This is a genomic window from Eikenella sp. NML070372, assembly GCF_001648415.1.
Lineage (GTDB): Bacteria > Pseudomonadota > Gammaproteobacteria > Burkholderiales > Neisseriaceae > Eikenella > Eikenella exigua.
Genome location: NZ_LXSN01000010.1, coordinates 19,801 through 43,990 on the forward strand (window position 1 = coordinate 19,801; position 24,190 = coordinate 43,990).

The 24,190-nt window shown below is 56.5% G+C and carries 23 protein-coding genes, 1 tRNA gene and 1 other RNA gene; 13 read left to right on the forward strand and 12 right to left on the reverse strand.

Annotated elements, in window-relative coordinates; translation table 11 throughout:
* Nucleotides 1–3 precede the first annotated feature (3 nt).
* Together A7P97_RS08920 and A7P97_RS08925 are read right to left on the reverse strand one after the other, a co-directional pair.
* Nucleotides 4–525 (reverse strand): hypothetical protein, encoded by a 522-nt coding sequence (locus A7P97_RS08920; protein WP_067529506.1) that lies wholly within the window; start codon nucleotides 523–525, stop codon nucleotides 4–6.
* 213 nt (nucleotides 526–738) lie between these two features.
* On the reverse strand, nucleotides 739–1,188 hold the full coding sequence (locus tag A7P97_RS08925; protein ID WP_067529508.1) for a hypothetical protein: 450 nt from the start codon (nucleotides 1,186–1,188) through the stop codon (nucleotides 739–741).
* Nucleotides 1,189–1,322: 134 nt separating this feature from the next.
* Between A7P97_RS08925 and ligA the strand changes: the two genes are divergently transcribed.
* The 5 genes from ligA (at nucleotide 1,323) to A7P97_RS08950 (ending at nucleotide 7,317) form a co-directional block, all read left to right on the forward strand.
* Nucleotides 1,323–3,662, forward strand: a complete 2,340-nt coding sequence (ligA, locus tag A7P97_RS08930; protein ID WP_067529510.1) for an NAD-dependent DNA ligase LigA — start codon at nucleotides 1,323–1,325, stop codon at nucleotides 3,660–3,662.
* Nucleotides 3,663–3,742: 80 nt separating this feature from the next.
* Nucleotides 3,743–4,288 carry a ClbS/DfsB family four-helix bundle protein gene (locus tag A7P97_RS08935; protein ID WP_197474142.1) on the forward strand — a complete coding sequence of 182 codons (546 nt, stop codon included), beginning with the start codon at nucleotides 3,743–3,745 and terminating at the stop codon, nucleotides 4,286–4,288.
* Between the two features lie 219 nt (nucleotides 4,289–4,507).
* Nucleotides 4,508–5,161: a (d)CMP kinase gene (gene cmk, locus A7P97_RS08940; protein WP_067529512.1), complete on the forward strand. Its 654-nt coding sequence runs from the start codon at nucleotides 4,508–4,510 to the stop codon at nucleotides 5,159–5,161.
* A 164-nt stretch (nucleotides 5,162–5,325) separates the two neighbouring features.
* A complete protein-coding gene (rpsA, locus tag A7P97_RS08945) occupies nucleotides 5,326–7,002 on the forward strand; it encodes a 30S ribosomal protein S1 (protein ID WP_067529514.1) in 1,677 nt (558 codons plus the stop codon).
* Between the two features lie 12 nt (nucleotides 7,003–7,014).
* Complete coding sequence (locus A7P97_RS08950) at nucleotides 7,015–7,317, forward strand: integration host factor subunit beta (protein WP_067448486.1); 303 nt, start codon at nucleotides 7,015–7,017, stop codon at nucleotides 7,315–7,317.
* A 234-nt stretch (nucleotides 7,318–7,551) separates the two neighbouring features.
* Here the strand turns inward: A7P97_RS08950 and A7P97_RS08955 are convergent, their stop codons facing one another.
* A complete protein-coding gene (locus A7P97_RS08955; RefSeq protein WP_067529516.1) occupies nucleotides 7,552–8,103 on the reverse strand; it encodes a nitroreductase family protein in 552 nt (183 codons plus the stop codon).
* A 128-nt stretch (nucleotides 8,104–8,231) separates the two neighbouring features.
* Between A7P97_RS08955 and A7P97_RS08960 the strand changes: the two genes are divergently transcribed.
* From A7P97_RS08960 to guaA, 6 genes are all read left to right on the forward strand, one after another.
* Entirely contained in the window at nucleotides 8,232–8,678 is a 447-nt protein-coding gene (locus A7P97_RS08960) for a peroxiredoxin (protein WP_067529518.1), read from the forward strand.
* 12 nt (nucleotides 8,679–8,690) lie between these two features.
* Nucleotides 8,691–9,152, forward strand: coding sequence for a methylated-DNA--[protein]-cysteine S-methyltransferase (locus A7P97_RS08965; protein ID WP_067529520.1), 462 nt, complete (start codon nucleotides 8,691–8,693; stop codon nucleotides 9,150–9,152).
* Nucleotides 9,146–10,051: a site-specific tyrosine recombinase XerD gene (gene xerD, locus A7P97_RS08970; RefSeq protein ID WP_067529522.1), complete on the forward strand. Its 906-nt coding sequence runs from the start codon at nucleotides 9,146–9,148 to the stop codon at nucleotides 10,049–10,051. Before A7P97_RS08965 ends, xerD begins: the two co-directional genes overlap by 7 nt.
* A gap of 129 nt (nucleotides 10,052–10,180) precedes the next feature.
* On the forward strand, nucleotides 10,181–10,717 hold the full coding sequence (locus A7P97_RS08975; protein ID WP_067529524.1) for an RNA pyrophosphohydrolase: 537 nt from the start codon (nucleotides 10,181–10,183) through the stop codon (nucleotides 10,715–10,717).
* Nucleotides 10,714–11,433 (forward strand): indole-3-glycerol phosphate synthase TrpC, encoded by a 720-nt coding sequence (locus A7P97_RS08980; RefSeq protein WP_067529526.1) that lies wholly within the window; start codon nucleotides 10,714–10,716, stop codon nucleotides 11,431–11,433. The genes A7P97_RS08975 and A7P97_RS08980 overlap by 4 nt, the downstream gene beginning before the upstream one ends.
* A gap of 326 nt (nucleotides 11,434–11,759) precedes the next feature.
* Entirely contained in the window at nucleotides 11,760–13,328 is a 1,569-nt protein-coding gene (guaA, locus tag A7P97_RS08985; RefSeq protein ID WP_067529528.1) for a glutamine-hydrolyzing GMP synthase, read from the forward strand.
* Between the two features lie 181 nt (nucleotides 13,329–13,509).
* Here the strand turns inward: guaA and A7P97_RS10915 are convergent, their stop codons facing one another.
* The 3 genes from A7P97_RS10915 to tgt all read right to left on the reverse strand — a co-directional run bounded on the left by A7P97_RS10915 (nucleotide 13,510) and on the right by tgt (nucleotide 16,895).
* Nucleotides 13,510–13,635, reverse strand: coding sequence for a hypothetical protein (locus tag A7P97_RS10915; protein WP_255361651.1), 126 nt, complete (start codon nucleotides 13,633–13,635; stop codon nucleotides 13,510–13,512).
* Between the two features lie 294 nt (nucleotides 13,636–13,929).
* Nucleotides 13,930–15,555: a DUF4874 domain-containing protein gene (locus A7P97_RS09855; RefSeq protein ID WP_082887661.1), complete on the reverse strand. Its 1,626-nt coding sequence runs from the start codon at nucleotides 15,553–15,555 to the stop codon at nucleotides 13,930–13,932.
* A gap of 224 nt (nucleotides 15,556–15,779) precedes the next feature.
* Nucleotides 15,780–16,895: a tRNA guanosine(34) transglycosylase Tgt gene (gene tgt, locus A7P97_RS09005; protein ID WP_067529536.1), complete on the reverse strand. Its 1,116-nt coding sequence runs from the start codon at nucleotides 16,893–16,895 to the stop codon at nucleotides 15,780–15,782.
* Nucleotides 16,896–17,108: 213 nt separating this feature from the next.
* Here tgt and A7P97_RS09010 point away from each other — a divergent pair.
* A tRNA-Val gene (locus A7P97_RS09010) sits at nucleotides 17,109–17,185 on the forward strand.
* A gap of 363 nt (nucleotides 17,186–17,548) precedes the next feature.
* Nucleotides 17,549–19,456 carry a threonine--tRNA ligase gene (gene thrS, locus A7P97_RS09015; RefSeq protein WP_067529538.1) on the forward strand — a complete coding sequence of 636 codons (1,908 nt, stop codon included), beginning with the start codon at nucleotides 17,549–17,551 and terminating at the stop codon, nucleotides 19,454–19,456.
* Nucleotides 19,457–19,610: 154 nt separating this feature from the next.
* On the opposite strand, the gene metK is transcribed toward thrS, so the two are convergent.
* The 6 genes from metK to A7P97_RS09040 all read right to left on the reverse strand — a co-directional run bounded on the left by metK (nucleotide 19,611) and on the right by A7P97_RS09040 (nucleotide 24,102).
* The gene (metK, locus tag A7P97_RS09020) at nucleotides 19,611–20,780 is read right to left on the reverse strand and encodes a methionine adenosyltransferase (RefSeq protein ID WP_067529540.1); all 1,170 of its coding nucleotides are present in this window, start codon (nucleotides 20,778–20,780) and stop codon (nucleotides 19,611–19,613) included.
* A gap of 49 nt (nucleotides 20,781–20,829) precedes the next feature.
* Nucleotides 20,830–20,952, reverse strand: a complete 123-nt coding sequence (locus tag A7P97_RS10920; RefSeq protein WP_255361652.1) for a hypothetical protein — start codon at nucleotides 20,950–20,952, stop codon at nucleotides 20,830–20,832.
* 183 nt (nucleotides 20,953–21,135) lie between these two features.
* The gene (hscA, locus tag A7P97_RS09025; protein WP_067529541.1) at nucleotides 21,136–22,995 is read right to left on the reverse strand and encodes a Fe-S protein assembly chaperone HscA; all 1,860 of its coding nucleotides are present in this window, start codon (nucleotides 22,993–22,995) and stop codon (nucleotides 21,136–21,138) included.
* 240 nt (nucleotides 22,996–23,235) lie between these two features.
* Nucleotides 23,236–23,414, reverse strand: a non-coding RNA gene (gene ssrS, locus A7P97_RS09030) — 6S RNA.
* Between the two features lie 17 nt (nucleotides 23,415–23,431).
* The gene (locus tag A7P97_RS09035; RefSeq protein ID WP_067529543.1) at nucleotides 23,432–23,728 is read right to left on the reverse strand and encodes a cell division protein ZapA; all 297 of its coding nucleotides are present in this window, start codon (nucleotides 23,726–23,728) and stop codon (nucleotides 23,432–23,434) included.
* The gene (locus A7P97_RS09040) at nucleotides 23,725–24,102 is read right to left on the reverse strand and encodes a hypothetical protein (protein WP_156497506.1); all 378 of its coding nucleotides are present in this window, start codon (nucleotides 24,100–24,102) and stop codon (nucleotides 23,725–23,727) included. Before A7P97_RS09040 ends, A7P97_RS09035 begins: the two co-directional genes overlap by 4 nt.
* Nucleotides 24,103–24,190 lie beyond the last annotated feature (88 nt).

A 24,190-nucleotide genomic window follows, 5' to 3' on the forward strand; every position in this document is an offset into this window, starting at 1 on the left:
CCCTCAAAACCACTTCGGCCATAGTTCGCGGCTTTTCGGATTGGCGAAAAACGGCTGCAACAGGCGTTGCAGCTGCGGCAGGTAGGGGGTGGCCACTGGGTCGCAGCAAAGAGCGGCGCGGTAATACAGGGCGAAGATTTCAGCCTGCTGCTCCATATTGAGGCGGTTTAAGTGTGGCACGGTGTCGAGCATGGGCAGGCGGTAGGCGCGGTTTTTCAGGTAGCCCAAATGCAAAGCCAGCAAACTGCCGCCAAACCACACGGGAAAGCCGTTTTGATGCTGCCAAACATGCGCTAGCTCGTGCACCAGCCAAGCGCGTTCGATCAAGGGGCGCTGGGCGAAATCGGGGCAGAACCGGTTGGTGGGGAAGTAAACATGGCCGAAGGGGGCAATGGCAATATTGCGGGTAGGCAGCCACCACGCGCCTCCATGCAAGCAGATGCGTTCATAGCGCAGCCCGCTGCCAAACACGCTGCGGGCGAGTTTGATTTCGGCGGGGGTGAGCGGGCGGGAACGTGGGGGCATGGGCGGTTTATCAATCAATAGGGTAAGAGGCTACCTGAAAATTACTGGCCATGTGGAAACAATAGCTTGCAGTTTAACTAGCAGCAACTCGGCTTGCTTCACTTCATTACAGCCTCGGCCTGCTCCGCAGAAACTCGTCTTCCTGTGGAAGCCTCGTTTTAACTTCGTTGAAGCTGCGCTTTCAGGTAGCCTTAAATGGTAAAACAACGCGGCTCAATGCTTACGGCTGTGGTTTTCGATGTCCTCGCACACGGTGGCGAGGAAGTCGAGGTATTTCGGGTCTTCACCCGCCCACATTTCCTCTTCGCCCAACGCGTAGGCGCGGATGAGTTCGTCGGCGTCACGCTCGAAGTGGCCCAATTCAAATTGCGCCTGGCCGAGCCGCAGATGCAGAAAGGGGTTGCCGATGGCGTTTGGGCAGTGCATGGCGTGGCTGAGGGCATCGCGGGCGGCTTCGTGGCTGCCGCGCAAAAATTCGGTGTCGCCCACCACGGCCAGTATCCAAGTGGCAGCTTCCCATTCGGTTTGCGGCGCGGGCAGCAAATCCCATGCCTGCCAAAAGCGTTCGATGGCTTCGGCATAGCGTTCTGCATCGGCCAGCTCGTCGCCCTCTTCGCACAACGCGGTGATTTGCTCGTAGATATGGTCGTTCAGTTCGGCCATGGCGGGCTCCTTCTTTAGAGATGCCGCGTATTATACAGGCTACCTGAAAGCCTTTATTCCCTCCTTTCAGGTAGCCTCTTCCCCTTGGGCACGTGATAATATGCGCCGTTTTATTTTGTTTCCACCCCACCGTCATGACCGCCCAACAACGTATCCAAGCCCTCACCCGCCAGCTCAACCGCTACGCCCACGAATACTACACTTTGGACGCGCCCAGCGTGCCCGATGCCGAATACGACCGGCTCTACCGCGAGCTGGAAGCCCTGGAAGCCGAATATCCGCAGTTCAGGCTGCCCGAAAGCCCCACGCAGCGGGTGGGCGGCGCGGTGCTGGACGGCTTTGAAACCGTGGTGCACGCCGTGCCGATGTTGTCGCTGAACAACGCGTTTTCGCCGCGCGACGACGAAACGGGCGCGTTCGACCACGCCGAATTTTTGGCGTTTGACGAGCGCGTGTGCAAAGAACTGGGCGTGGCGCAGGTGGAATACGCGGCCGAACCGAAGTTTGACGGGCTGGCCGTCAGCCTGTTGTATCAAAACGGGATTTTGGTGCAGGCGGCCACGCGCGGCGACGGCACCACGGGCGAAAACGTGACCGAAAACATCAAAACCGTGCGCAACATCCCGCTGAAACTGCACGGCGAAAAGCAGCCTGCACTGTTGGAAGTGCGCGGCGAAGTGCTGATGCTCAAAGCCGATTTTGCCGCGCTGAACCAACGCCAGCTCGAAGCCGGCCAAAAGCCTTTCGCCAACCCACGCAACGCCGCCGCAGGCAGCCTGCGCCAGCTCGATTCCAAAATCACCGCGCAGCGCAAACTGCATTTCTTCGCCTACGGCATCGCCCAGCTTTCCGGCGCAGAAAGGCTACCTGAAAGCCATATCGAAGAGCTCGCGCTGCTGCACGAACTCGGCTTTTCCCTGCCCGAAGGCTATTTCGGCGCGTACACCGGCGCGGCGGCCGTGTTGCGCGAATACGAACGGCTGGCCGAACACCGCCCCCGCCTGCCGTATGAAATCGACGGCATGGTCGTCAAAGTGAACTCGTTGGCCGAACAACAACAACTCGGCTTCGTGTCGCGCGCGCCGCGTTGGGCGATTGCGCACAAATTCCCCGCCGAAGAAGCGCTCACCACCGTGGAAGCGATTGACGTGCAGGTCGGCCGCACCGGCGCGATAACCCCCGTGGCGCGGCTTGCGCCCGTGTTCGTGGGCGGCGTAACCGTGACCAACGCCACGCTGCACAATCAGGACGAAGTGGCGCGCAAAGATGTGCGCGTGGGCGACACCGTGGTCGTGCGCCGCGCAGGCGACGTGATTCCCGAAGTAGTGCGCGTGCTGTTGGAACGCCGCCCGATGCAGCCTGTTGATTTATTGGGCGAAAAAATGGCAGCGAAGTACGAGCCATTCAGGCTACCTGAAACCTGCCCCGTGTGCGGCAGCGCCGTCGAACGCGAAGCAGGCGAAGCCGTCGCCCGCTGCACCGGCGGCATGCTCTGCCAAGCCCAGCGCGCACAAGGGCTTATCCACTTCGCCAGCCGCAAAGCCATGGACATCGCCGGCTTGGGCGACAAGCAAATCGAAGCCCTCGCCGCCGCCGACGTATTGCACAGCTTTTCCGATATTTATCAGCTGGACATCGCCAAGCTGCAAACCATCAAAGACAGCAAATCCGCCGCCACCAAATGGGCGCAAAACATCTTGGACAGCATCGCCCAAAGCCGCACCCCTCCACTCGCCCGCTTCCTGTTCGCCCTCGGCATCCGCCACGTCGGCGAAAGCACCGCCAAACAGCTGGCATCCGCATTCGGCAACCTCGACACCGTGCGCCGCGCCCCCGAACCCATACTCGCCTGCCTGCCCGACATCGGCAGCGTCGTCGCCCACGCCATCGCCCACTATTTCAGGCAGCCTGCACAGCAAAAAATGCTGGACGACCTATTGCAGCACGTCGCCCCCCAAGCCGCCGCCCCGTCGCCGCAAACCCGCACCCACGCTGCCCCCGAACAATGGCTGCAACGCCTGCCCGACATCAAACTCAGCGAAAAACGCGCCGCCGAACTCTGGCAGCTCGCAGGCAGCCTGCACGCCCTGCAAACCGACCAAGCCCTGCCGCAAGACTGGCAAGACTGGCGCAGGCAGCCTGCACACGCCGCCTTGCTGCAAGAAATCACCGCCTTCACCGAAGGGCTGCCCGAACAAGGCGCAGACCCCATTTCAGGCAGCCTGCACCCCGAAAACAGCCCAATCGCCGGCAAAACCTTTGTCCTGACCGGCACCCTGCCCACCCTGAAACGCGATCAAGCCGCCGCCTTCATCGAAGCCGCCGGCGGCAAAGTGAGCGGCAGCGTGTCCAAAAAAACCGATTTCGTGGTGGCGGGCGAAGCCGCAGGCAGCAAACTGGAAAAAGCACAGGCGCTGGACGTGGCCGTGTTGAGCGAGGAAGAGTTGCTGGGGATGCTGGGGGAAGCGGATTAAAAGGCTGGATGGGAACCTGTTTCCTTATCTGCAACCCACTTGGGCGCATGATGGTTTGGCTAAGTGATAACCCAAATTGCATGCCCGCAAATCAACACAAAGACAGCTCCATGAAAACCTACGCCATCGCCGCCGAACTGATTACGGCCATCCACACCGCGCTAGACAAATACCTCGCTGAATTTGCCGACATTGCCGAAGCCGACAAACACTGCCGTGCCGTGCCTGACGGCAAAACTCTGGCCGAACATCTGGCCTACCAGCTCGGTTGGACCGGCCTGCTGTTGCAATGGGAGCAAGACGAGAAGGCAGGCCAAACCGTTCACACACCCGCCGAAGGCCACAAATGGAACGATTTGGGCGGGCTGTACCAGCAGTTTTACCGGCAATACGGCAGCCTCACGCTGCAAGAGGCGCAAACCCAACTGCGCGGGCAGGTTGCCCAAATCTGCACATGGCTGGAAACGCTGTCCGAACAGGAGTTATTTGAGCCCAACCAGCGCAGATGGGCAAATAACCAGGCAAAATGGCCGATCTGGAAATGGGTGCACATCAATACGGTTGCGCCGTTTACCAATTTCCGAGTGCATATCCGCAAATGGAAAAAGCAGAATCTGCATGACTAGACACATGCTGTAGAGGCGCACTCAATTAGAAATACTACCCATGTGCACAAGTTCCGCACCCTGCTAAAACAGTCTTAAAGGCTACCTGAAAACCTGTTCCCTACAATTTAGCCGCCCCATTTTTCAGGTATTTTCTGCCCACACCGCCCCTATCTGCGCCATCCCTGCCCCGCTCATCGGTAATCTCGGGTAAGATGGCATTTTTTTTCGGAGACAGCTATGCCGCAAAAAGTAATCGCAATCGACGGGCCGAGCGCATCAGGCAAAGGCACGGTAGCACAGCGGGTGGCGGATGCCTTGGGCTGGCGTTATCTGGATTCGGGCGCGCTCTACCGCATCACCGCGCTCTATGCGCGCAACCGCCAAACCGCTTGGGATAACGAAGCTGCGGTAGCCGCGCTGGCGCAGGCTTTGCCGGTGGAGTTTGTCGAGGGCGCGGTGCTGTTGGACGGGGAAGATGTTTCCGCCGCCATCCGCAGCGAGGAAATCGGCATGGGGGCATCACGGGTGGCGGCGCTGCCAGCGGTGCGCACGGCTTTGTTGCAGCGGCAGCGCGCGTTTCTAACCAAACAGGGGCTGGTGGCCGACGGGCGCGATATGGGCTCGGTGGTATTCCCCGATGCCGTGCTCAAGGTTTTCCTCACTGCTTCGCCACAGGTGCGTGCCGAACGCCGTGCCAAACAAATCGGCGTACCGCTTGCGGGCGCGGGTTTCGAGCGCATTTTGGCCGATATCGAAGCACGCGACGAAGCCGACCGCAACCGCGCCGTTGCGCCGCTGCAAAAGCTGCCGGAAGCCCAGCTGCTCGACACTTCGGCACTAACGATTGAAGAATCGGTAAAAAAAGTGCTTGATTGGTATCGGGAAAAATAAAGTTACTGTATAATGCCACGTTTTCAACGCACCCGTTCCGCTTGGGCGCGGTTGTGTTGCATAAACAATTGATTTAACTCACGCCTGCCATGCCAAGGGTGGCAGGCTTCTATCAACTCCAACCCTCCGCACTCCTTGGCCGTGCGTGGAAAAGACAAAACCTTATGGAAAATTTTGCCCAGTTACTGGAAGAATACTCAGCCGTACAAGAAATGAATCAGGGCGAGGTAATTACCGCCGAAGTGGTGGCGATTACCGACAAACACGTTATCGTGAACGCCGGCCTGAAATCCGAATCCCTGATTGATTTGAACGAATTCAAAAACGCCCAGGGCGAACTGGAAGTTAAAGTCGGCGATTTCGTTACCGTAACCATCGAATCCGTAGAAAACGGCTTCGGCGAAACCAAACTCTCCCGCGAAAAAGCCAAACGCGCCGCCGATTGGCTGGCTTTGGAAGAAGCCATGGAAAGCGGCGAGATCCTCTCCGGCGTGATCAACGGCAAGGTCAAAGGCGGCCTCACCGTGATGATCAACAGCATCCGCGCTTTCCTACCAGGCTCTCTGGTAGACGTGCGCCCGGTGAAAGACACTTCTCACTTTGAAGGCAAAGAAGTTGAATTCAAAGTGATCAAACTGGATCGCAAACGCAACAACGTAGTGGTATCCCGCCGCGCCGTGCTGGAAGAAACCCTGGGCGAAGAACGCCAAGCCCTGCTGGAAACCCTGCAGGAAGGCACCGTGGTGAAAGGTATCGTGAAGAACATCACCGACTACGGCGCATTCGTAGACTTGGGCGGTATCGACGGCCTGTTGCACATCACCGATTTGGCATGGCGCCGCGTGAAACACCCCAGCGAAGTGCTGGAAATGGGCCAGGAAGTGGAAGCCAAAGTATTGAAATTCGACCAAGACCGCAGCCGCGTATCTTTGGGCATGAAACAGCTGGGCGAAGACCCCTGGAGCGGCCTCGCCCGCCGTTATCCCGCCCGCACCCGCCTGTTCGGCAAGGTGTCCAACCTCACCGATTACGGCGCGTTCGTTGAAATCGAACAGGGTATCGAAGGCTTGGTACACGTTTCCGAAATGGACTGGACCAACAAAAACGTTCACCCGAGCAAAGTGGTTCAGCTGGGCGACGAAGTAGAAGTGATGATTCTGGATATCGACGAAGACCGCCGCCGCATCAGCCTGGGCATGAAACAATGCCAAGCCAATCCGTGGGAAGAATTTGCCGCCAACTTCAACAAAGGCGACAAACTCACCGGCGCGGTTAAATCCATCACCGATTTCGGTATTTTCGTGGGCCTGCCCGGCAACATCGACGGCCTGGTACACCTCTCCGACCTCTCTTGGAGCGAAAGCGGCGAAGAAGCCGTACGCAAATACAAAAAAGGCGAGGATGTGGAAGCCGTTGTATTGTCTATCGATGTAGAGAAAGAACGCATCAGCTTGGGCATCAAACAGCTCGAAGGCGACCCCTTCGGCAGCTACATCAGCATCAACGACAAAGGCGCCTTGGTGAAAGGCACCGTGAAATCCGTTGAAGCCAAAGGTGCCGAAGTGCAGCTGGCCGATGAAGTGGTAGCCTACCTACCCGCTTCCGAATTCGACAGTGAGCGCGTGGAAGACTTAACCACCAAGCTTAAAGAAGGCGACGAAGTGGAAGCTGTCATCGTTACTGTAGACCGCAAAAACCGCAATATCAAGCTGTCGGTAAAAGCCCGCACTGCCAAAGAAAACCGCGAAGCGCTCAACACCGTGAACGCAGCGGCCAGCCATGCCGGCACCACCAGCCTGGGCGATTTGCTCAAGGCCAAGCTTGGCGGCGAAAATGAATAAGGATAGCACAAAATGACCAAATCAGAGTTGATGGGCCATCTGGCCGAGAAGTACCTGGCTCAAGGGCATTCCCGCCTAACTGTTAAGGATGTGGAGCAAAGCGTGAAGGTTTTGGTAGACGCCATGACCCGGGCACTGGCTCGTGGTCAGCGTATCGAGATTCGTGGGTTTGGCAGTTTCGACCTGAACCACCGTCCGGCACGTATCGGCCGCAACCCGAAAACCGGCGAGAAAGTAAACGTACCTGAAAAATACGTGCCACATTTCAAAGCCGGCAAGGAGTTGCGCGAACGCGTAGACCAAGCTGCCAAGTAAGATTGACATTAAGCTGAATAATAAAAGGCTACGTGAAAATTTCAGGTAGCCTTTTTGTTGTTTGGACAATCCAGATAGTGCTATGCAACAGACTACCTGAAAGCTTCAGCTGCAACAAAGCTAAAGCCAAGTAACGGGCAGCTTGGGCTCCCGCACATCAGCTGCAATTCCACGATAAGTTGGAACCATCTGCTCCCAGTAAAGAGTCGGCAAAAGGCTACCTGAAATTCTTAATTACCAACGGCTGACCAACTCGCTCAAATCCGTATTTTTCGGGCCGCTGGCCTCTTTCTGCGCCGTGCCGATCATCAGCAGGCCGATGATTTTATCGTGTTCGCCGCAGCCGAAGGCTTCGCGCAGCGCGGCGGTATTAACCCACAGGCCGGTAATCCACACATTATCGAATCCTTGCGCCTTGGCGGCCAGTTGGGCGGCATAGGCGGCACAACCGGCGCTGAGCATCTGCTCCCACTCCGGCTTCGGCTTGAGGCAGTCCAGCTTGGGCTTGGACACCACGCCGATCATCATCGGCGCCATCTGCCCCAGCACTTCGGCCTTGCGCGCCGCTTCGCCGCCGATTTCTTCGGCACACTGCTTCAAAATATGGCGGAAGGCCTGCCGGCCTGCTTCGCTTTGCACCACCACGAAATGCCACGGCGTGTGGTTGCCGTGGTCGGGCACTTGCGTGGCGGCCTGCAAAATGATTTCCAGCTGGGCATCGTTGGGGGCGGGTTCGGCAAGGTGTCGCACCGAGCGGCGGGTGGTGAGCAAATCGATTGCGTTCATGGGGTTAATCCTTAAAGTGTGCGTTGAAAACAAAACGCCGTGCTTATACCACACATTAAGGCTACCTGAAACACACACCCCGGTTTAACGTTATAATGCCAGCCGATTTCATCCCGTTAGGAGCCGCCATGAGCACCAATTACCTTTTCACCCTGCCCGACCAAAACGGCAACGATTTCGCCGCCGCCGACCACCTGCCGCTGGTGCTGTATTTCTACCCCAAAGACAACACGCCCGGCTGCACCACCGAAGCGCAGGAATTCAGTGCGCTCTTGCCCGAATTTCAGGCGCTCGGTTTTCAGGTAGCCGGCGTATCGCGCGACAGCGTGGCCAGCCACCAGAAATTCGTGTGCAAATATGCGCTGGAAGTGCCGCTCTTGTCGGATAAGGATGAAACCGTGTGCCGCTTGTTTGATGTCATCAAAGAGAAAAACATGTATGGCAAAAAAGTGTTCGGCATCGAACGCAGCACCTTCGTTTTGGATGCACAAGGCAACATTTCGCGCGAATGGCGCAAAGTGAAAGCCGCCGGCCACGCCCAAGCCGTGCTCGACGCGCTGCGTGAAACAGCCTAGCGGAACACCGCCATGCAATACTGCTACCAAGCCCCCTTCGGCACGCTGCTGTGCCGCCTGCACGACGGCCTGCCCGCCGAAATCCTGCTGCAGCACAGCGCCGCGCCCTTCCTGCCCGCACTGCCAAACGAAACCCCGCTGGCACAATGGCTGGACAGCTACTTTTCAGGTAGCCCTGCCCCGCTGCCGCCATTTGTGCCACCCGCAGGTACGGCGTTTCAACAGGCCGTGTGGGCGCAGATTGCCCAGATTCCGTTCGGCGAAACCCGCAGCTACCAATGGATTGCCGGGCGCATCGGCAGCCACCCGCGCCCCGTGGGCGGCGCCTGCGGCAAAAACCCGCTGCCGCTGCTGATCCCCTGCCACCGCGTGCTCTCAACCAACGGGCTGGGCGGCTTCAGCATGGGCGGCGATGCCGAGCGCAGCCTAGCAGTGAAACGCTGGCTGCTCGCGCATGAAGGAGTGGCATGGTGAACCCGGCCGAGCCGCTGCCCGCCGCCTGGCAAGAGCCCATCGAGCAAACGCTGGACGAGCTCTTCCTCACCCGCCGCCTCGCCGCCAACACCCTGGCCGGCTACCGGCGCGATTTGGAAAAAATCGCCCGCCGCCTGCACGCGCAAGGGTTGGATTGGCAGCAGGCCGATGCCGACGCCTTGGCCGATGCCGTGTATGCCCCGGATGAAAAACCCGCTTCCCAAGCCCGCGCCCTCTCCGCCGTCAAACAGCTCTACGGCTTTTTGCAGCTGCAAAACCGCCGCAGCGACAACCCCGCGCAACACCTGCGCCCACCGCGCCAAGGCCGCGCCCTGCCGCCGCTGATCGGCGAAGCGCAAATCGACGCGCTGTTGGCCGCGCCCGACACGGAAACCGTCTTCGGCCTGCGCGACAAAGCCGTGCTGGAAACCCTGTATGCCACCGGCCTGCGCGTGTCCGAAGCCGCCCAAATGCAGCTGCAGGATTTAGACTTGCAGCGCGGCGTGGTTACCGTCATCGGCAAGGGCAACAAGCAGCGCATCGTGCCGCTGGGCGCGGAAGCCGTGCATTGGCTGGAACGCTACCTGAAAACCGCGCGCGGCGAATTGCTCAAACACACCCCGTGCGATTTCGTGTTCGTGGGGCAAAAACGCAGCGGCATCAGCCGCCAATTGGTGTGGCAGATGGTGAAACGCTACGCCGCAGAAGCCGGCATCAGCGAGCTCAGCCCGCACGGCCTGCGCCACGCCTTCGCCACCCATCTGGTGAACCACGGCGCCGACCTGCGCAGCGTGCAGATGATGCTCGGCCACGCCAGCCTGAACACCACGCAAATCTACACCCACGTGGCCAACGAGCGGCTCAAACAGCTGGTGGCGCAACACCACCCGCGTGGGTAAACAAGATAGCGGATTCAAATGGAAATAGAGCAAGGCGGCAGGCTACCTGAAAGCTTTCAGGTAGCCTGCCGTGCCGTTTTGTGGGAAAATCCGCACGTTTAAAATTATTCAAATCGGGCGAAAAATATTATGTTGGACAGAGAAGGTTATCGCCCCAATGTCGGCATCATCATCACCAACCAGCGCAACGAAGTGTTCTGGGGCAAACGCGTGCAGGAGCATTCCTGGCAGTTTCCGCAGGGCGGCATCAAGCCCGGCGAAAGCCCCGAGGCCGCCATGTATCGCGAGCTGGCCGAAGAAGTCGGCCTGTTGCCGCACCACGTGAAAATCCTCGGCCGCACCCGCGACTGGCTGCGCTACGACGTGCCCGGCAACTGGGTGCGCCGCCAATGGCGCGGCGCGTATCGCGGGCAGAAACAGATTTGGTATTTGCTGCGGCTCACCGGCCGCGAAAGCGATGTGCACCTGCGCGCCAGCAGCCAGCCGGAATTCGACGCCTGGCGCTGGCACGACTATTGGGCGCCCATCGGCGAAGTGATTGAATTCAAAAAAGACGTATACGCCAACGCCCTGCAGGAGCTTTCGCGCTTCCTGCACAATCTGGAAACCCTGGAGCAATTCAACCGGCGCCAAGCCGCCCTGCCCGAAGAGCACACCCCCCGATGAGCGACATCCTCACCCGCATCCTCGCCACCAAACAGCAAGAAGTGGCCGCCGCCCAAGCCGCCCTGCCCTTGGCCGAACTGCGCGCCCGGGCTGCCGATATGCCGCCGCCGCGCGGCTTCGTGCAGGCCATGCGCACCCAACACGGCCAAGGCCGCGCCGCGCTGATTGCCGAAATCAAAAAAGCCAGCCCCAGCAAGGGGCTGATCCGGCCGGACTTCCATCCCGAGCAGCTGGCGCGCGCCTACGAAGCCGCCCGCGCCGCCGTGTCGCTGCCCGTATTGCGCAAAGACTTTATGGTGAGCGCCTATCAAATCCCCCAATCCCGCGCCATGGGCGCCGACGCCGTGCTGCTGATTGCCGCCGCGCTCAGCCAAACCCAGCTGGAAGAATTCGAAGGCATCGCCCACGAGTTAGGCATGGCCGTGTTGCTGGAGCTGCACCACGCCGACGAATTGGAAAAATGCCGCCGCCTCGACACCCCGCTGCGCGGCGTGAACAACCGCAATTTGCGTACCTTTGAAGTGAGCCTGCAGCAAACGCTGGATTTGCTGCCCGAAATCGCCGGCGAAGGCCGCATCGTGATTACCGAAAGCGGCATCCGCAGCCGCGAAGACGTGCAATTCATGCGCAGCCACGGCGTGCACAGCTTCCTAATCGGCGAAACCTTCATGCGTGCCGACGATGTGGGCGCGGAAGTGAAAAAACTGTTTGCTTGAGTTTTCAGGTAGCCTGCCATGATGGTGAGGCTACCTGAAAACCCTATCCCGATGCTTCGTTTGCCTGCTTTCCCCACGCCGGGGGGCACATCGGCAAAACGGCACGCAAGAGCAAGCCGGGCACGCCCGTTATGACACCGATGCCGACACGGCAGCATTGCATTGGCAGCGCCGCACCCATTCAGCACATCCTACGGCGCTACCGTTAAGCCGACCAAGCTTGCCGCGCTTAACCCCAGATTTCAGGTAGCCTGAGCTTCCGCCCAAAGCGTACAGAGGCTACCTGAAACCAGAAATCCCATCCCAATCCACACAGAGATACCGCTATGACCAGCCCCGACAAAATCCTCATCCTCGACTTCGGTTCGCAAGTCGCCCAGCTCATCGCCCGCCGCGTGCGCGAAGCCCATGTGTATTGCGAGCTGCACCCCTACGACATGCCGCTGGCCGACATTAAAGCCTTCAACCCCAAAGGCATCATCCTTTCCGGCGGCCCCAATTCCGTGTACGACAGCGAATATCAGGCCGACACGGGGCTGTTCGATTTGGGCGTGCCCGTGCTCGGCATCTGCTACGGCATGCAGTTTATGGCGCACCACTTGGGCGGCGAAGTGCAGGCCGGCAACCAGCGCGAATTCGGTTACGCGCAAGTGCAAACGCAAGACAGCGCGCTCACCGACGGCATTCACGACGGCGCACCGAACACCTTGGACGTATGGATGAGCCACGGCGACAAAGTGTGCAGGCTGCCTGAAAACTTCCGCACCATCGGCAGCACGCCCTCCTGCCCCATCGCCATGATGGAAAACGCCGAGCGTCGCTTCTACGGCATCCAATTCCACCCCGAAGTGACCCACACCAAACAAGGCCGCGCCCTCATCAACCGCTTCGTGCTCGACATCTGCGGCGCACAGCCCAGCTGGACCATGCCGAACTACATCGACGAAGCCGTGGCCAAAATCCGCGAACAAGTCGGCAGCGACGAAGTGATTTTGGGCTTGTCCGGCGGCGTGGATTCCTCCGTGGCCGCCGCGCTCATCCACCGCGCCATCAGCAACCAGCTCACCTGCGTGTTCGTCGACCACGGCCTGCTGCGCCTGAACGAAGCTGAGAACGTGATGAAGATGTTTGCCGACAACTTGGGCGTGCGCGTGATTCACGTGGATGCGAGCGAACAGTTTATGGCGAAGCTCGCCGGCGTTACCGACCCCGAACAAAAACGCAAAATCATCGGCGCAGAATTTATTGAAGTGTTTGACGCCGAAGAGAAAAAACTCACCAACGCCAAATGGCTGGCGCAAGGCACGATTTACCCCGACGTAATCGAATCCGCCGGCGCGAAAACCAAAAAAGCCCACGCCATCAAATCGCACCACAATGTGGGCGGGCTACCTGAAAACATGAAGCTGAAACTGCTCGAACCGCTGCGCGATTTGTTCAAAGACGAAGTGCGCGAACTGGGCGTGGCGCTCGGCCTGCCGCGCGAAATGGTGTACCGCCACCCCTTCCCCGGCCCCGGCCTGGGCGTGCGGATTTTGGGCGAAGTGAAGCGCGAATACGCCGACCTGCTGCGCCAGGCAGACGACATTTTCATTCAGGAACTGCGCAACCATAAAGACGAAAACGGCACCTCTTGGTACGACCTCACCAGCCAGGCATTTGCCGTGTTCCTGCCCGTGAAATCCGTGGGCGTGATGGGCGACGGGCGAACTTACGACTACGTGGTCGCCCTGCGCGCCGTCATCACCAGCGACTTCATGACCGCACACTGGACGGAACTGCCCTATTCGCTGCTGAGCAAAGTGTCCAACCGCATCATCAACGAAATGCGCGGCATCAACCGCGTAGTGTACGACATCAGCGGCAAACCGCCTGCCACGATCGAGTGGGAATAAGCCGGAATTGAAACACAACGCAACAAAGCCCTGCCGAATGGCAGGGCTTTGTTCTGGTGGAGAAGGCCACCTGAATTTAAAACATAAAGCTCTGCTATCTACCACCTGATCCGTATCATTGTAATGTGCCGGCCAGCGGATGTCTGCGCCGTCTGCTTACGGAATCAGCACCGCTTCCTGCTTAAAACGTGGGGTGTGTGCAGCAAAATCCATCCACCGCCTGTACACTCGGGTAGTCTTCCTGAACGGTTTGCAGACTGCTGCGAATGCCGCCGTTGACCAACTCGGCGGCCAATTGCTTCTGCATGGGGTAATCAGTTTGATTTACTGTTCGATTTCGGCTTGGCGGCGATGACTAGAATAGTGAGTGGGAAACAAGAACAGAGTAGCGATTGCGCCGAGGCAGAAGGCGGCAAAGTTTTTTGGGGAACATGGCCGTATCTCGATAGATTGGGTATTTGATTATGGTATTTATGCTTTCAGGTAGCCTGTCGCGCGGGAAGGCTACTTGAAAATCTAACCATGTTGTTCCTGTTCGTCATAAACAGGCAGCAGGGAAACTTCAAAACAGAAGTTTCCCTGCTGTGTTGGCCAAATTAGCTTAGATTGACAACAGCCATTTGAGTGCCAACCCGGTGCTGAATGAGCCGTCCTTTACTTTTTGTGCGTTGGCATCATCTGCATTGGCAAATTGCAGCGGATGCGGACCGGAATAATTGGCGTCTTCTGTATCAATCAGCAGAATCGGCGCTTTTCCGTTCAGCTGGCTCTTCAAGAAGCTGCCACGGAAGCTTTGCGCAGTGCTGGGTTGCACTGAGAATCTTTTGTCCAACAAGATTTTTTCACCGTTTACCACGAGATAGAGTCTATAGCCCCAATCAGGTGCATTAGCCCAGCCTCGGTTGGCAATTTTTGCCGACCAATGGATGATATTACTGTTTTGCTGGTCAGCATAAGCACTGAGTTCTTCCACTACATAACGATAGCCCATTCTCTTACGAACTTCTGTCATACAGGAGCCAGATTCCCAATTATTGATAAAGGTTTTGTGGTAATCGTAGTTCAGATACGATACGTGATACTCACGACCCTCTCTCAAAATGTCAGCACAGCTCGTACGAGCGCCTGCTTGCGGTTCACAGGTTTCGCCACCGAATACCTGGTGTATGCTATTAGCTCGTACAAAGCTACGCAAAGCTTCGGATGAACGCCCGTTATGTGGGAAATAGGTACCTACATCGTGCGTTCCTGCCATAAAACAGTCATTATGCATACCTGTAAAGACCACCCCCTTAGGCAAATTACTGTTATTGAGAAAATCCATCAAGTCGCCGGGGTAACGCAACTGGAGTTTGGCATGGATACCGTTGTTGTTGGCATTCAGCAACGCCTTAAATACTTCGGCTTTATTTTGATCTGTATCCAAATGATTGGCAGAGGAATGCCATTCACCCCATGCGCCAATGAACCCCGCCTGCCATACGAAAATGTTGTCACGGTTTTTAGCCAAAATCGGACGCAATTGCGCGATATGGCGACGAACCTGCGCCAGATTGGTATCTTGCCCGGCTGCTGTGTAGTCGTATGAAAAACGCAAGATGGCATTAACATTTTTCATTTTGGATAAACCCTGATCCAGTGCATTTAAATACGACTGGGGCAAATCCTGATTCCGCCATTGGGATAAATCTGCCGGCATATACATCAGGTGGTAGCCTGCGCGATGGGCATCTTCCAAGTCGGCATCGGTAATTTGGGAAGGGTCTTTACCATAACGGTAAAAACCACGCCCGTAGCCAGGCACATCACCAACTGCTTCCTTCAAGAAGACGGTTTTAATGTTGTTATTTCCATTATTATCGTTCCTGTTATTGTTATTGGCATTATTAGCAACATTATTTCCAGAATTGTTGCCATTAGTAATTCTGGGGTTGCCATTGCCATTTCCATTACTATTACCCGTACCTACACTAATATTTTGATTCCGTGGAGAGTTTTCTATTCCCGGTATGTCCAGATTAGTCGCACCCTCATTTTGCTTTGCCACAGGTTGAGTTATCTGCTGGTTTGAGTCAGTATTACCGGATGCACCGAGTTCGTCTTTTTTGCAGGCTGATAAGGCCAAAGCACAAACCAAAATTGAAAGTAACTTTTTATTCATGTTATTCATGATGACGATTTCCCGAAATCTTTGCAATAAAGCGTCTACTGCTAAAATTAATGCCATAAAACTTAGTAGTCCTACTATACCAAACAATTTATTGTCAAAAATTCAAAAGTCTGTATTCCATATTTAATAATTATGACTATATATGATCAGAATCGTTCTATCAAAAAGTTTGCCAAACCATTACTTGCCATTTAAAACTTAAAAAATCCGATAAATTTTTGATGCTTGGTTCATCATTCCAAATTAACTCGGGTTGTTTTTCAGGCAACCTTTTCTACAACTCAATCTACCCCTCTCCCCCGATTCTCGTGGAATTGCTCCTGCCAGTCGGCAAATTTGCCCTGTTCGATAGTTTCGCGCATTTCGGCCATTATGGTTTGGTAAAAATGCAGGTTATGGATAGTGTTCAACTGCGCACCCAAAATCTCGCCGGCACGGTGCAAGTGGTGCAGGTAGGCGCGGTTGAAATGCGTACAAGCGTAGCAGGTGCATGATTCGTCGAGCGGGTGGGTGTCGTGTTTGTACTTGGCGTTTTTGATTTTGATGTCGCCGAAACGGGTAAACAGCCAGCCATTGCGGGCGTTGCGGGTGGGCATCACACAGTCGAACATATCCACACCATTCGCCACGCCGTAAACGAGGTCTTCTGGTGTACCGACGCCCATCAGGTAATGCGGTTTGTGTTCTGGTAGCATGAGGCCGACAGCACGCAGCATTCGGTACATTTCGGGTTTGGGTTCGCCCACCGATAAGCCGCCGATAGCCAGCCCGGGGAAGTTTAGCTGTTCCAGCCCGCGCAGGGATTGCTCGCGCAAGTCTTCATACATCGCGCCTTGCACGATGCCGAACAGGGCGTTGGGGTTGTTCAAATCTTCAAAGGCTTTTTTGCTGCGTTCCGCCCAGCGCAGGCTCATTTGCAGCGATTTTTCGGCCTGTTCGCGCGTGGCTTCGCCAGGCGTGCATTCGTCGAGCTGCATGGCGATGTCGGAGTTGAGCACGGTTTGGATTTTCATCGAGATTTCAGGCGAGAGGAAAAGTTTGTCGCCATTAATCGGGCTTTTGAAGGTGCAGCCTTCTTCGGTGAGTTTGCGCATGTCGGATAGCGAAAACACTTGGAAACCGCCGGAGTCGGTCAAAATCGGTTTGTTCCAGCCGATAAAGTCGTGCAGGCCACCGAATTGTTCGATGACTTCGAGGCCGGGGCGCAGCCATAAATGGTAGGTATTGCCGAGGATGATTTGGGAGCCGATGTCGAGCAGGTTTTGCGGGGTCATGGCTTTGACCGAGCCGTAGGTGCCAACGGGCATAAATACGGGAGTTTCGATGCTGCCATGGTTGAGTTCGATGGTGGCGCGGCGGGCGTGGCCATCTTTTTTGTGTAAGGTGAATTTGAGCATGGGGAATAACACGTTATCAATAATCCGGCGATTATAGCTAAAGCACTTATTTCTTCCTACTGCATTAGCTCGCTTTGTCGTATTACCCATACTGTTTGCGACTCGCTGCCTGGTAGGGGAAAATGATTACTTCAGCGATATCGCAAACCGCTGCCGGCCCTGTGCTTTCTTTGCGCGGGGTGTGGGAAAACAGTATAATGCTGCCCCTTAAACAGGCACGTAGCTCAGTTGGTTAGAGCATCACCTTGACATGGTGGGGGTCGTTGGTTCGAATCCAATCGTGCCTACCAGAATTCGTGGGAACAGCAGGGGTTTCTGGGGAACTTCAGTTGTTCTTTTTTGTTTGGCCGCCCGCTACTAGTTTTAACTTTGCAGAAACCTAGCTTCCTTTAGAAACATTGTTTCAGGTAGCCTTTTGGATTGCTGTTAAGGCTACCTGAAACTCCGACCAAACCGCTGCAAGGAACCCGCCATATGCGCCGTTTACCTCCCGCGCTTGCGCTATTGCTCACACTGGCCGCATTGGCCGCCATAGCATTTGCCGGCCTGTTCCTGCTGTTTTACTTTTTCGGTTTCGCCTAATGCAACGATAAAGGCTACCTGAAACCCAAACCATTCATCCGTTTATCCATTTCAAAGAAAGACAAACCATCATGTCCCAAATCAACATCACCCTGCCCGACGGCAGCATCCGCCAATACGAATCCCCCGTAACCGTTGCCCAAATCGCCGCATCCATCGGCTCGGGACTGGCCAAAGCCACCGTGGCCGGCAAAGTGAACGGCGTATTGCGCGATGCTTGCGACCCGATTACTGAAGACGCCGCCGTGCAAATCATCACGCCCAAAGACCCGGAAGGCGTGGAAATCATCCGTCATTCCTGCGCGCACTTGGTCGGCCATGCCGTGAAACAGCTCTATCCCAATGCCAAAATGGTGATCGGCCCGGTGATTGAAGAAGGCTTCTACTACGACATCGCCACGGAAAAACCCTTCACACCCGAAGACGTAGCCGCCATCGAAGCACGGATGAAAGAGTTGATCAATCAAGATTACGATGTGATCAAGATCATGACCCCGCGCGCCGAAACCATCAAAATCTTCCAAGAGCGCGGCGAAGAATACAAACTGCGCCTGATTGAAGATATGCCCGAAGTGGAAGCCATTGGCATGTACCACCACCAAGAATACGTGGATATGTGCCGCGGCCCGCACGTGCCCAACACCCGCTTTTTAAAGAACTTCAAGCTCACCAAGCTGGCCGGCGCCTATTGGCGCGGCGACAGCAACAACGAAATGCTGCAGCGCATCTACGGCACAGCCTGGGTCACCAAAGACGAGCTCAAAGCCTACATCACGCGCATTGAAGAAGCCGAAAAACGCGACCACCGCCGCCTCGGCAAACAGCTCGACCTCTTCCACCTGCAAGACGAAGCGCCCGGCATGGTGTTCTGGCACCCACGCGGCTGGACGCTGTGGCAAACCATCGAGCAGCATATGCGCCGCGAGCTCGATGCCGCAGGCTACCGCGAAATCCGCACCCCCATGGTGATGGATAGGATTTTGTGGGAAAAATCAGGCCACTGGGAAAACTACCACGAAAACATGTTCATCACTGAATCGGAAAAACGCACCTATGCCGTAAAACCGATGAACTGCCCCGGCCACGTGCAAATCTTCAACCACGGCCTGCGTTCCTACCGCGATCTGCCCATGCGCCTGGCCGAATTCGGCTCCTGCCACCGCAACGAGCCTTCCGGCGCGCTGCACGGCCTGATGCGCGTGCGCGGCTTCGTGCAAGACGACGCCCATATCTTCTGTACCGAAGACCAAATCGCCGAAGAAACCCGCGCCTTCAACCAGCTGGTGATGAAAATTTACAAACAATTCGGCTTCGAGCACGTCAGCATCAAACTCTCGCTGCGCCCCGAACAGCGTGCCGGCACCGACGAAACTTGGGATAAAGCCGAACAAGGCCTGCGCGACGCGCTCACCGCCTGCGGCGTGCAATGGGAAGAACTGCCCGGCGAAGGCGCCTTCTACGGCCCCAAAGTGGAATATCACATCAAAGACGCGCTCGGCCGTTCTTGGCAGTGCGGCACCATCCAGCTCGACTTCGTGCTGCCCGAGCGCCTGGGTGCCGAATACGTCACCGAAGACAACGGCCGCGCCCGCCCCGTGATGCTGCACCGCGCCATTTTGGGCTCGCTGGAGCGCTTCATCGGCATCCTGATTGAAGAGCACGCCGGCTCCTTCCCGCTGTGGCTCGCGCCCGTGCAGATGGTGGTGATGAACATCACCGAAAAACAGGCCGATTACTGCCTGGAAGTGGTCAACAAACTCAAAGCCGCCGGCCTGCGCGCCGAAGCCGACCTGCGCAACGAAAAAATCGGCTACAAAATCCGCGACAACAGCCAAATGCGCTACCCCTACCAAGTGGTGGTGGGCGATAAGGAAATGGAAAACGGCCAAGTGGCCGTACGCCGCAAAGGCGAGGATTTGGGCAGCATGCAGATAGAAGAGTTTATTGCCCGCTTGCAGCAAAAATTGGCAGTAGTTTAAAGATTGTAATTTCACAGAAACCACGCCGCACTTCGTTTTAAGCCCACACTTTCAGGTAGCCTTTTGAGGCTACCTGAAATATAAAACTGCTTGATTGCATAAGAAGAGGCTACCTGAAATTTCAGGTAGCCTCTAATCTGTTTGGCAAACGGGATTACAAACCTGCCGCTGCTTTCAAAGCCGCGGCCTTATCGGTGCGCTCCCAAGTAAACTCGGGTTCTTCGCGGCCGAAGTGGCCGTAGGCGGCGGATTTGCTGTAAATCGGGCGCAGGAGGTCGAGCATCTGCACAATGCCTTTCGGGCGCAGGTCGAAGTGTTCGCGCACGATGGCGATGAGTTTGTCTTCACTGATTTTGCCCGTGCCGAAAGTGTCGATGGCGATGGAAGTGGGCTCGGCAATGCCGATGGCGTAAGACACTTGGATTTGGCATTGGGTGGCCAGGCCGGCGGCCACAATGTTTTTCGCCACATAGCGGCAGGCGTAGGCAGCGGAGCGGTCTACTTTGCTCGGGTCTTTGCCGGAGAATGCACCGCCGCCGTGCGGGGCTGCGCCGCCGTAGGTATCGACAATGATTTTGCGGCCGGTGAGCCCACAGTCACCCTGCGGCCCGCCAATCACGAAGCGGCCGGTGGGATTGATGAGGTATTTGGTTTCAGTGGTAAGCATTTCAGGCGGCAGCACGGGCTTGATAATGTGCTCGATAACGGCTTGGTTCAGTTCTTCATGGTTGATAGAAGGATCGTGCTGGGTGGAGAGCACCACGGTGTCTATGCGTTTTACTTTGCCGGTTTCGCTGTCGTACACGGCAGTGATTTGCGCTTTGGCATCGGGACGCAGCCAAGGCAGCTGGCCGCTTTTGCGCACTTCACTTTGGCGCTGCATCAGGCGGTGGCTGTAGTAGATGGCAAAGGGCATCAGGGTGGGGGTTTCGTCGCAGGCATAGCCGAACATCAGGCCTTGGTCACCCGCGCCTTGGTTCAGGTCGATACCTTCGCCTTCGTTCACGCCTTGGGCGATGTCGGGTGATTGCTGGTCGTAATACACGCCCACCGCGCAGCCGTTGGCATCAAAGCCGAGCTCGGAAGAGTTGTAGCCGATTTTGGCAATGGTTTCGCGTACCACTTTGATGTAGTCAACGTGCGCGGTGGTGGTAATTTCCCCGGCCAGCACGCACAGGCCGGTGTTCACCAGCGTTTCGGCAGCTACACGGGCTTTGGGGTCTTGGGCAAGGACGGCATCGAGAATGGCATCGGATACTTGATCGGCCACTTTGTCGGGATGACCTTCGGAAACAGATTCGGAGGTGAAGAGGTATTCGCTCATAATATGTCTTTCGGATAATAGATAAACCTTGCGGCCTAGCAAGGAGGGCTCAGCGGGCAATAAAAAATCCCGCACCGGGCAGGAAGAGATATTGCCCGGCCTGATTCAGACGAGCCACATCGGCCTCTCGGCCGTCCACTTTACGCGCCGTTTGCGGCAGGCAGGTTGGCATGGATTCCCAACTCTTAATGGGCCGCAGATGATAACAAATCCCGTCTGCTGCGGCAAGCGGCGGGATGGGTTTCAGGCAGCCTCAATGGGAAGAAAGCTACCTGAAATTTTCAGCTTCGCAGAAACTCCACTTCTTTTTTCAGAAACCTCGTTTTCAGGTAGCCTCTATCAAACTCTGCCTTATTCACGCCATATCTTCCACCCGCTGACCGGTGAGGGCGCGCTGGATATTGCGGTCCATGCGTTTGGCAGCGAAGTCGTCGGTACCGGCGGCAAGGGCGGCGGTGGCGTTGCGGATGGGGTTGGCTTCAGCCTCAGGAAGCAGGCTTTGCAAGGTGGCGATTTGGGCGCGAATGGCGGCAAGGCTGCCCTCATCGAGCAGGTCGCCGTCCAGCTCCAACGCGGCTTCCACTGCATCAATCAGGCTTTCGGCTTCCACCACGGCTTCGGTACGGGCACGGGCGGCGGCATCGCCGCCAGCATGGCTGATGCTGTCGGCCAGCATACGGGTGATGGTTTCGTCGTCGAGGCCGTAGGAGGGTTTCACTTCGATTTGCGCCTGCACACCGGTGGTTTGCTCGCGAGCAGACACGGAAAGCAGGCCGTCGGCATCGATTTGGAAAGTTACGCGGATGCGGGCAGCACCAGCCACCATCGGCGGAATGCCGCGCAGGGTGAATTTGGCGAGGCTGCGGCAATCGGCCACCAGTTCGCGCTCACCCTGCACCACATGGATGGTCATGGCGGTTTGGCCGTCTTTGAAGGTGGTGAATTCTTGGGCGCGGGCGGTGGGCAGGGTGCTGTTGCGCGGGATGATTTTTTCGGCCAGCCCGCCGTAGGTTTCGAGGCCGAGCGAGAGGGGGGTAACGTCGAGCAATAGCCAGTCGCTGTCGCGCTTGTTGCCGGCCAGCACGTCGGCCTGCATGGCGGCGCCGAGTGCGACCACTTGGTCGGGATCTAGGTTGGTGAGCGGGGTTTGGCCGAAGAAGTTGGCCACGGCCTGTTGCACATGCAGCATACGGGTGGCACCACCCACCATAATCACGCCGCCGATATCGCCTTTGCTGATGCCGGCGTCTTTCAACGCCTGCTTCACCGGCACAAGGGTTTGTGCCACGAGGTGCTGGGTAAGGGCATGGAATTGGGTACGGGTGAAGATGGTATCGATCGATGTACCATCGCTTAGCACGGCTTGAATACGGCTTTCAGGTAGCCTGCTAAACTCTTCTTTGGCACGGCGCACCAGGCTGAGCAGCAGGCGGCTGTCTTGGGCATTGGTGATAGAAAGACGATTCACTTCAATCAGGTGGCACAGCATGCGGTGGTCGAAATCGTCACCACCAAGCGCGGAATTGCCACCGGTAGCCTTCACTTCAAACAGGCCTTTGGAGAGCTGCAAAATGGATACGTCGAAGGTACCGCCGCCGAGGTCGTACACCACAAATGTGCCTTCAGCAGCATTATCCAGCCCGTAGGCGATGGCGGCTGCGGTGGGCTCGTTGAGCAGGCGCAGCACGTTCAGCCCGGCCAGGCGGGCAGCATCTTTGGTGGCTTGGCGCTGAGCATCGTCAAAATAGGCCGGCACGGTAATGACCGCACCCACCAGCTCGCCACCAAGGCTCTGTTCAGCGCGGGCTTTGAGTGCGCGCAGGATGTCGGCGGATACGTCGATCGGCGTTTTTGAGCCTTGGCGGGTATGCAGGTCGATAAGTTGGTTAGATTGGCCGAAACGGTAGGGCAGATGGCTGGTATCGATGTCTTCCAATTTGCGGCCGATCAGGCGTTTGGCGGAGCTGACGGTGTTGGCCGGGTCGGCAGTTTGGCTTTGCAGGGCGGCCTGGCCGGTGATGATTTGCCCGTCTGTACCATAGCGCACCACCGAAGGCAGTAGAAAGCGGCCTTCTTCATCAGGCAGGCAGGCGGCATAGCCACTTTTCACGGTGGCAACTAGGCTATTGGTGGTACCCAGATCGATGCCGACGGTTAGGCGATGTTGATGTGAAACGGCAGAGAGGCCAAGCTCGGCGATTTGCAGGAGTGCCATGGTGGTTGGTGTGTGTTTGAGTGTGGGAATAAGAGTTATAGCTAAAATACTTACTTTCTTCATACTGCGTTGGATCGCTCTGTATGAAAAATATGCTTTAGCTATATTTTAACATATTGCATTGGCCGAGTGGGTCGGTCGGAATTAGCCTTTTCAGACAGTCTCTATTCAAGTTAAGGCCGCCTGAAAACCTTGCCACCAAAGTAAAAACCAGCATCTTGGATGCCGGCTTTTACTTTGGGTAACCCCGCGAATGCCGCTTTGGCTCGATTCGCTTGAACCTCGAATCAAGGTTGGCCACTTCCGGCAGTTTCGGGTACGTCCACGAGGAACGCGCACGCCCACCACTCAATCTGCAGCCTGAAGCGAAATTATTGGTTCAAAGGAATAGTGTGCCTTCACAAACACCGCAGGGTTATAAAGAGGAATAATCGGTTTACTTTTCCAAATCAAGTGCTTTATCGCAACTATCTATCATGGCACTTATTCTACGCTCAATTTCGCCAATTGCCAAACCGTCTTTCGCGCTCATTTTAAGCAGGTCGTGAGTGAGGTTCAGCGCAGCCATAATCACGATCTTGTCGGTTTCCACAATCCGGCCGGAAGATTGGATCACGCCAATTTTCTGGTTCAACATATGCACTGCCTGCAGCAGGGTTTCTTTCTCGCTGTTGGGCGTGCCGATGTTGAACTGGCGGCCTAGGATATCTACATTGACTTGTTCGATACTCATACAACCTGCTCCTTGGCGGCGGGCACCGGCAAGCGTTGTAGCAAGGCGCGGATATCCGCGGCACTTTGCTCCAATAGCTTGCGGTAAACGGCGTTTTCTTGCTGCAAAGCTTCAATCTGGCTGGAGAGCTCATGCTCCAGGCGCGACATTCTTTCGCTGTAGGCCAATTGCAAGCCATCCATGGTAGCGCGATGGTCATGGCGCTGTTTCTGCCATGCCGCATCCATCTCGCTGATTTTCTTGCTCAGCGCCTGCTTTTCACGCACAGCAGCCTGATAACGGCTCACCAGCGTTTCGATGGAATTTTGCAAATGTTCAAGTTGATTATTCATGAATCTGTCTCTTGCTAAATCTCTGGCTGCCAGAATCAGCAACCTGGCCGCATTATACTGAAACTTGCGCCATACGGAACAAGCACCGGAAAATATAATTAAATACCTTCTTTAAAATCCGCTCGCATTA

What these genes read in the sequence shown, in the direction of transcription:
- A7P97_RS08920 (WP_067529506.1), bottom strand. Translation starts at nt 525, where the DNA reads ATGCCCCCACGTTCCCGCCCGCTCACCCCCGCCGAAATCAAACTCGCC.
- A7P97_RS08925 (WP_067529508.1), bottom strand. Translation starts at nt 1,188, where the DNA reads ATGGCCGAACTGAACGACCATATCTACGAGCAAATCACCGCGTTGTGC.
- ligA (WP_067529510.1), top strand. Translation starts at nt 1,323, where the DNA reads ATGACCGCCCAACAACGTATCCAAGCCCTCACCCGCCAGCTCAACCGC.
- A7P97_RS08935 (WP_197474142.1), top strand. Translation starts at nt 3,743, where the DNA reads ATGCCCGCAAATCAACACAAAGACAGCTCCATGAAAACCTACGCCATC.
- cmk (WP_067529512.1), top strand. Translation starts at nt 4,508, where the DNA reads ATGCCGCAAAAAGTAATCGCAATCGACGGGCCGAGCGCATCAGGCAAA.
- rpsA (WP_067529514.1), top strand. Translation starts at nt 5,326, where the DNA reads ATGGAAAATTTTGCCCAGTTACTGGAAGAATACTCAGCCGTACAAGAA.
- A7P97_RS08950 (WP_067448486.1), top strand. Translation starts at nt 7,015, where the DNA reads ATGACCAAATCAGAGTTGATGGGCCATCTGGCCGAGAAGTACCTGGCT.
- A7P97_RS08955 (WP_067529516.1), bottom strand. Translation starts at nt 8,103, where the DNA reads ATGAACGCAATCGATTTGCTCACCACCCGCCGCTCGGTGCGACACCTT.
- A7P97_RS08960 (WP_067529518.1), top strand. Translation starts at nt 8,232, where the DNA reads ATGAGCACCAATTACCTTTTCACCCTGCCCGACCAAAACGGCAACGAT.
- A7P97_RS08965 (WP_067529520.1), top strand. Translation starts at nt 8,691, where the DNA reads ATGCAATACTGCTACCAAGCCCCCTTCGGCACGCTGCTGTGCCGCCTG.
- xerD (WP_067529522.1), top strand. Translation starts at nt 9,146, where the DNA reads ATGGTGAACCCGGCCGAGCCGCTGCCCGCCGCCTGGCAAGAGCCCATC.
- A7P97_RS08975 (WP_067529524.1), top strand. Translation starts at nt 10,181, where the DNA reads ATGTTGGACAGAGAAGGTTATCGCCCCAATGTCGGCATCATCATCACC.
- A7P97_RS08980 (WP_067529526.1), top strand. Translation starts at nt 10,714, where the DNA reads ATGAGCGACATCCTCACCCGCATCCTCGCCACCAAACAGCAAGAAGTG.
- guaA (WP_067529528.1), top strand. Translation starts at nt 11,760, where the DNA reads ATGACCAGCCCCGACAAAATCCTCATCCTCGACTTCGGTTCGCAAGTC.
- A7P97_RS10915 (WP_255361651.1), bottom strand. Translation starts at nt 13,635, where the DNA reads ATGCAGAAGCAATTGGCCGCCGAGTTGGTCAACGGCGGCATTCGCAGC.
- A7P97_RS09855 (WP_082887661.1), bottom strand. Translation starts at nt 15,555, where the DNA reads ATGGCATTAATTTTAGCAGTAGACGCTTTATTGCAAAGATTTCGGGAA.
- tgt (WP_067529536.1), bottom strand. Translation starts at nt 16,895, where the DNA reads ATGCTCAAATTCACCTTACACAAAAAAGATGGCCACGCCCGCCGCGCC.
- thrS (WP_067529538.1), top strand. Translation starts at nt 17,549, where the DNA reads ATGTCCCAAATCAACATCACCCTGCCCGACGGCAGCATCCGCCAATAC.
- metK (WP_067529540.1), bottom strand. Translation starts at nt 20,780, where the DNA reads ATGAGCGAATACCTCTTCACCTCCGAATCTGTTTCCGAAGGTCATCCC.
- A7P97_RS10920 (WP_255361652.1), bottom strand. Translation starts at nt 20,952, where the DNA reads ATGCCAACCTGCCTGCCGCAAACGGCGCGTAAAGTGGACGGCCGAGAG.
- hscA (WP_067529541.1), bottom strand. Translation starts at nt 22,995, where the DNA reads ATGGCACTCCTGCAAATCGCCGAGCTTGGCCTCTCTGCCGTTTCACAT.
- A7P97_RS09035 (WP_067529543.1), bottom strand. Translation starts at nt 23,728, where the DNA reads ATGAGTATCGAACAAGTCAATGTAGATATCCTAGGCCGCCAGTTCAAC.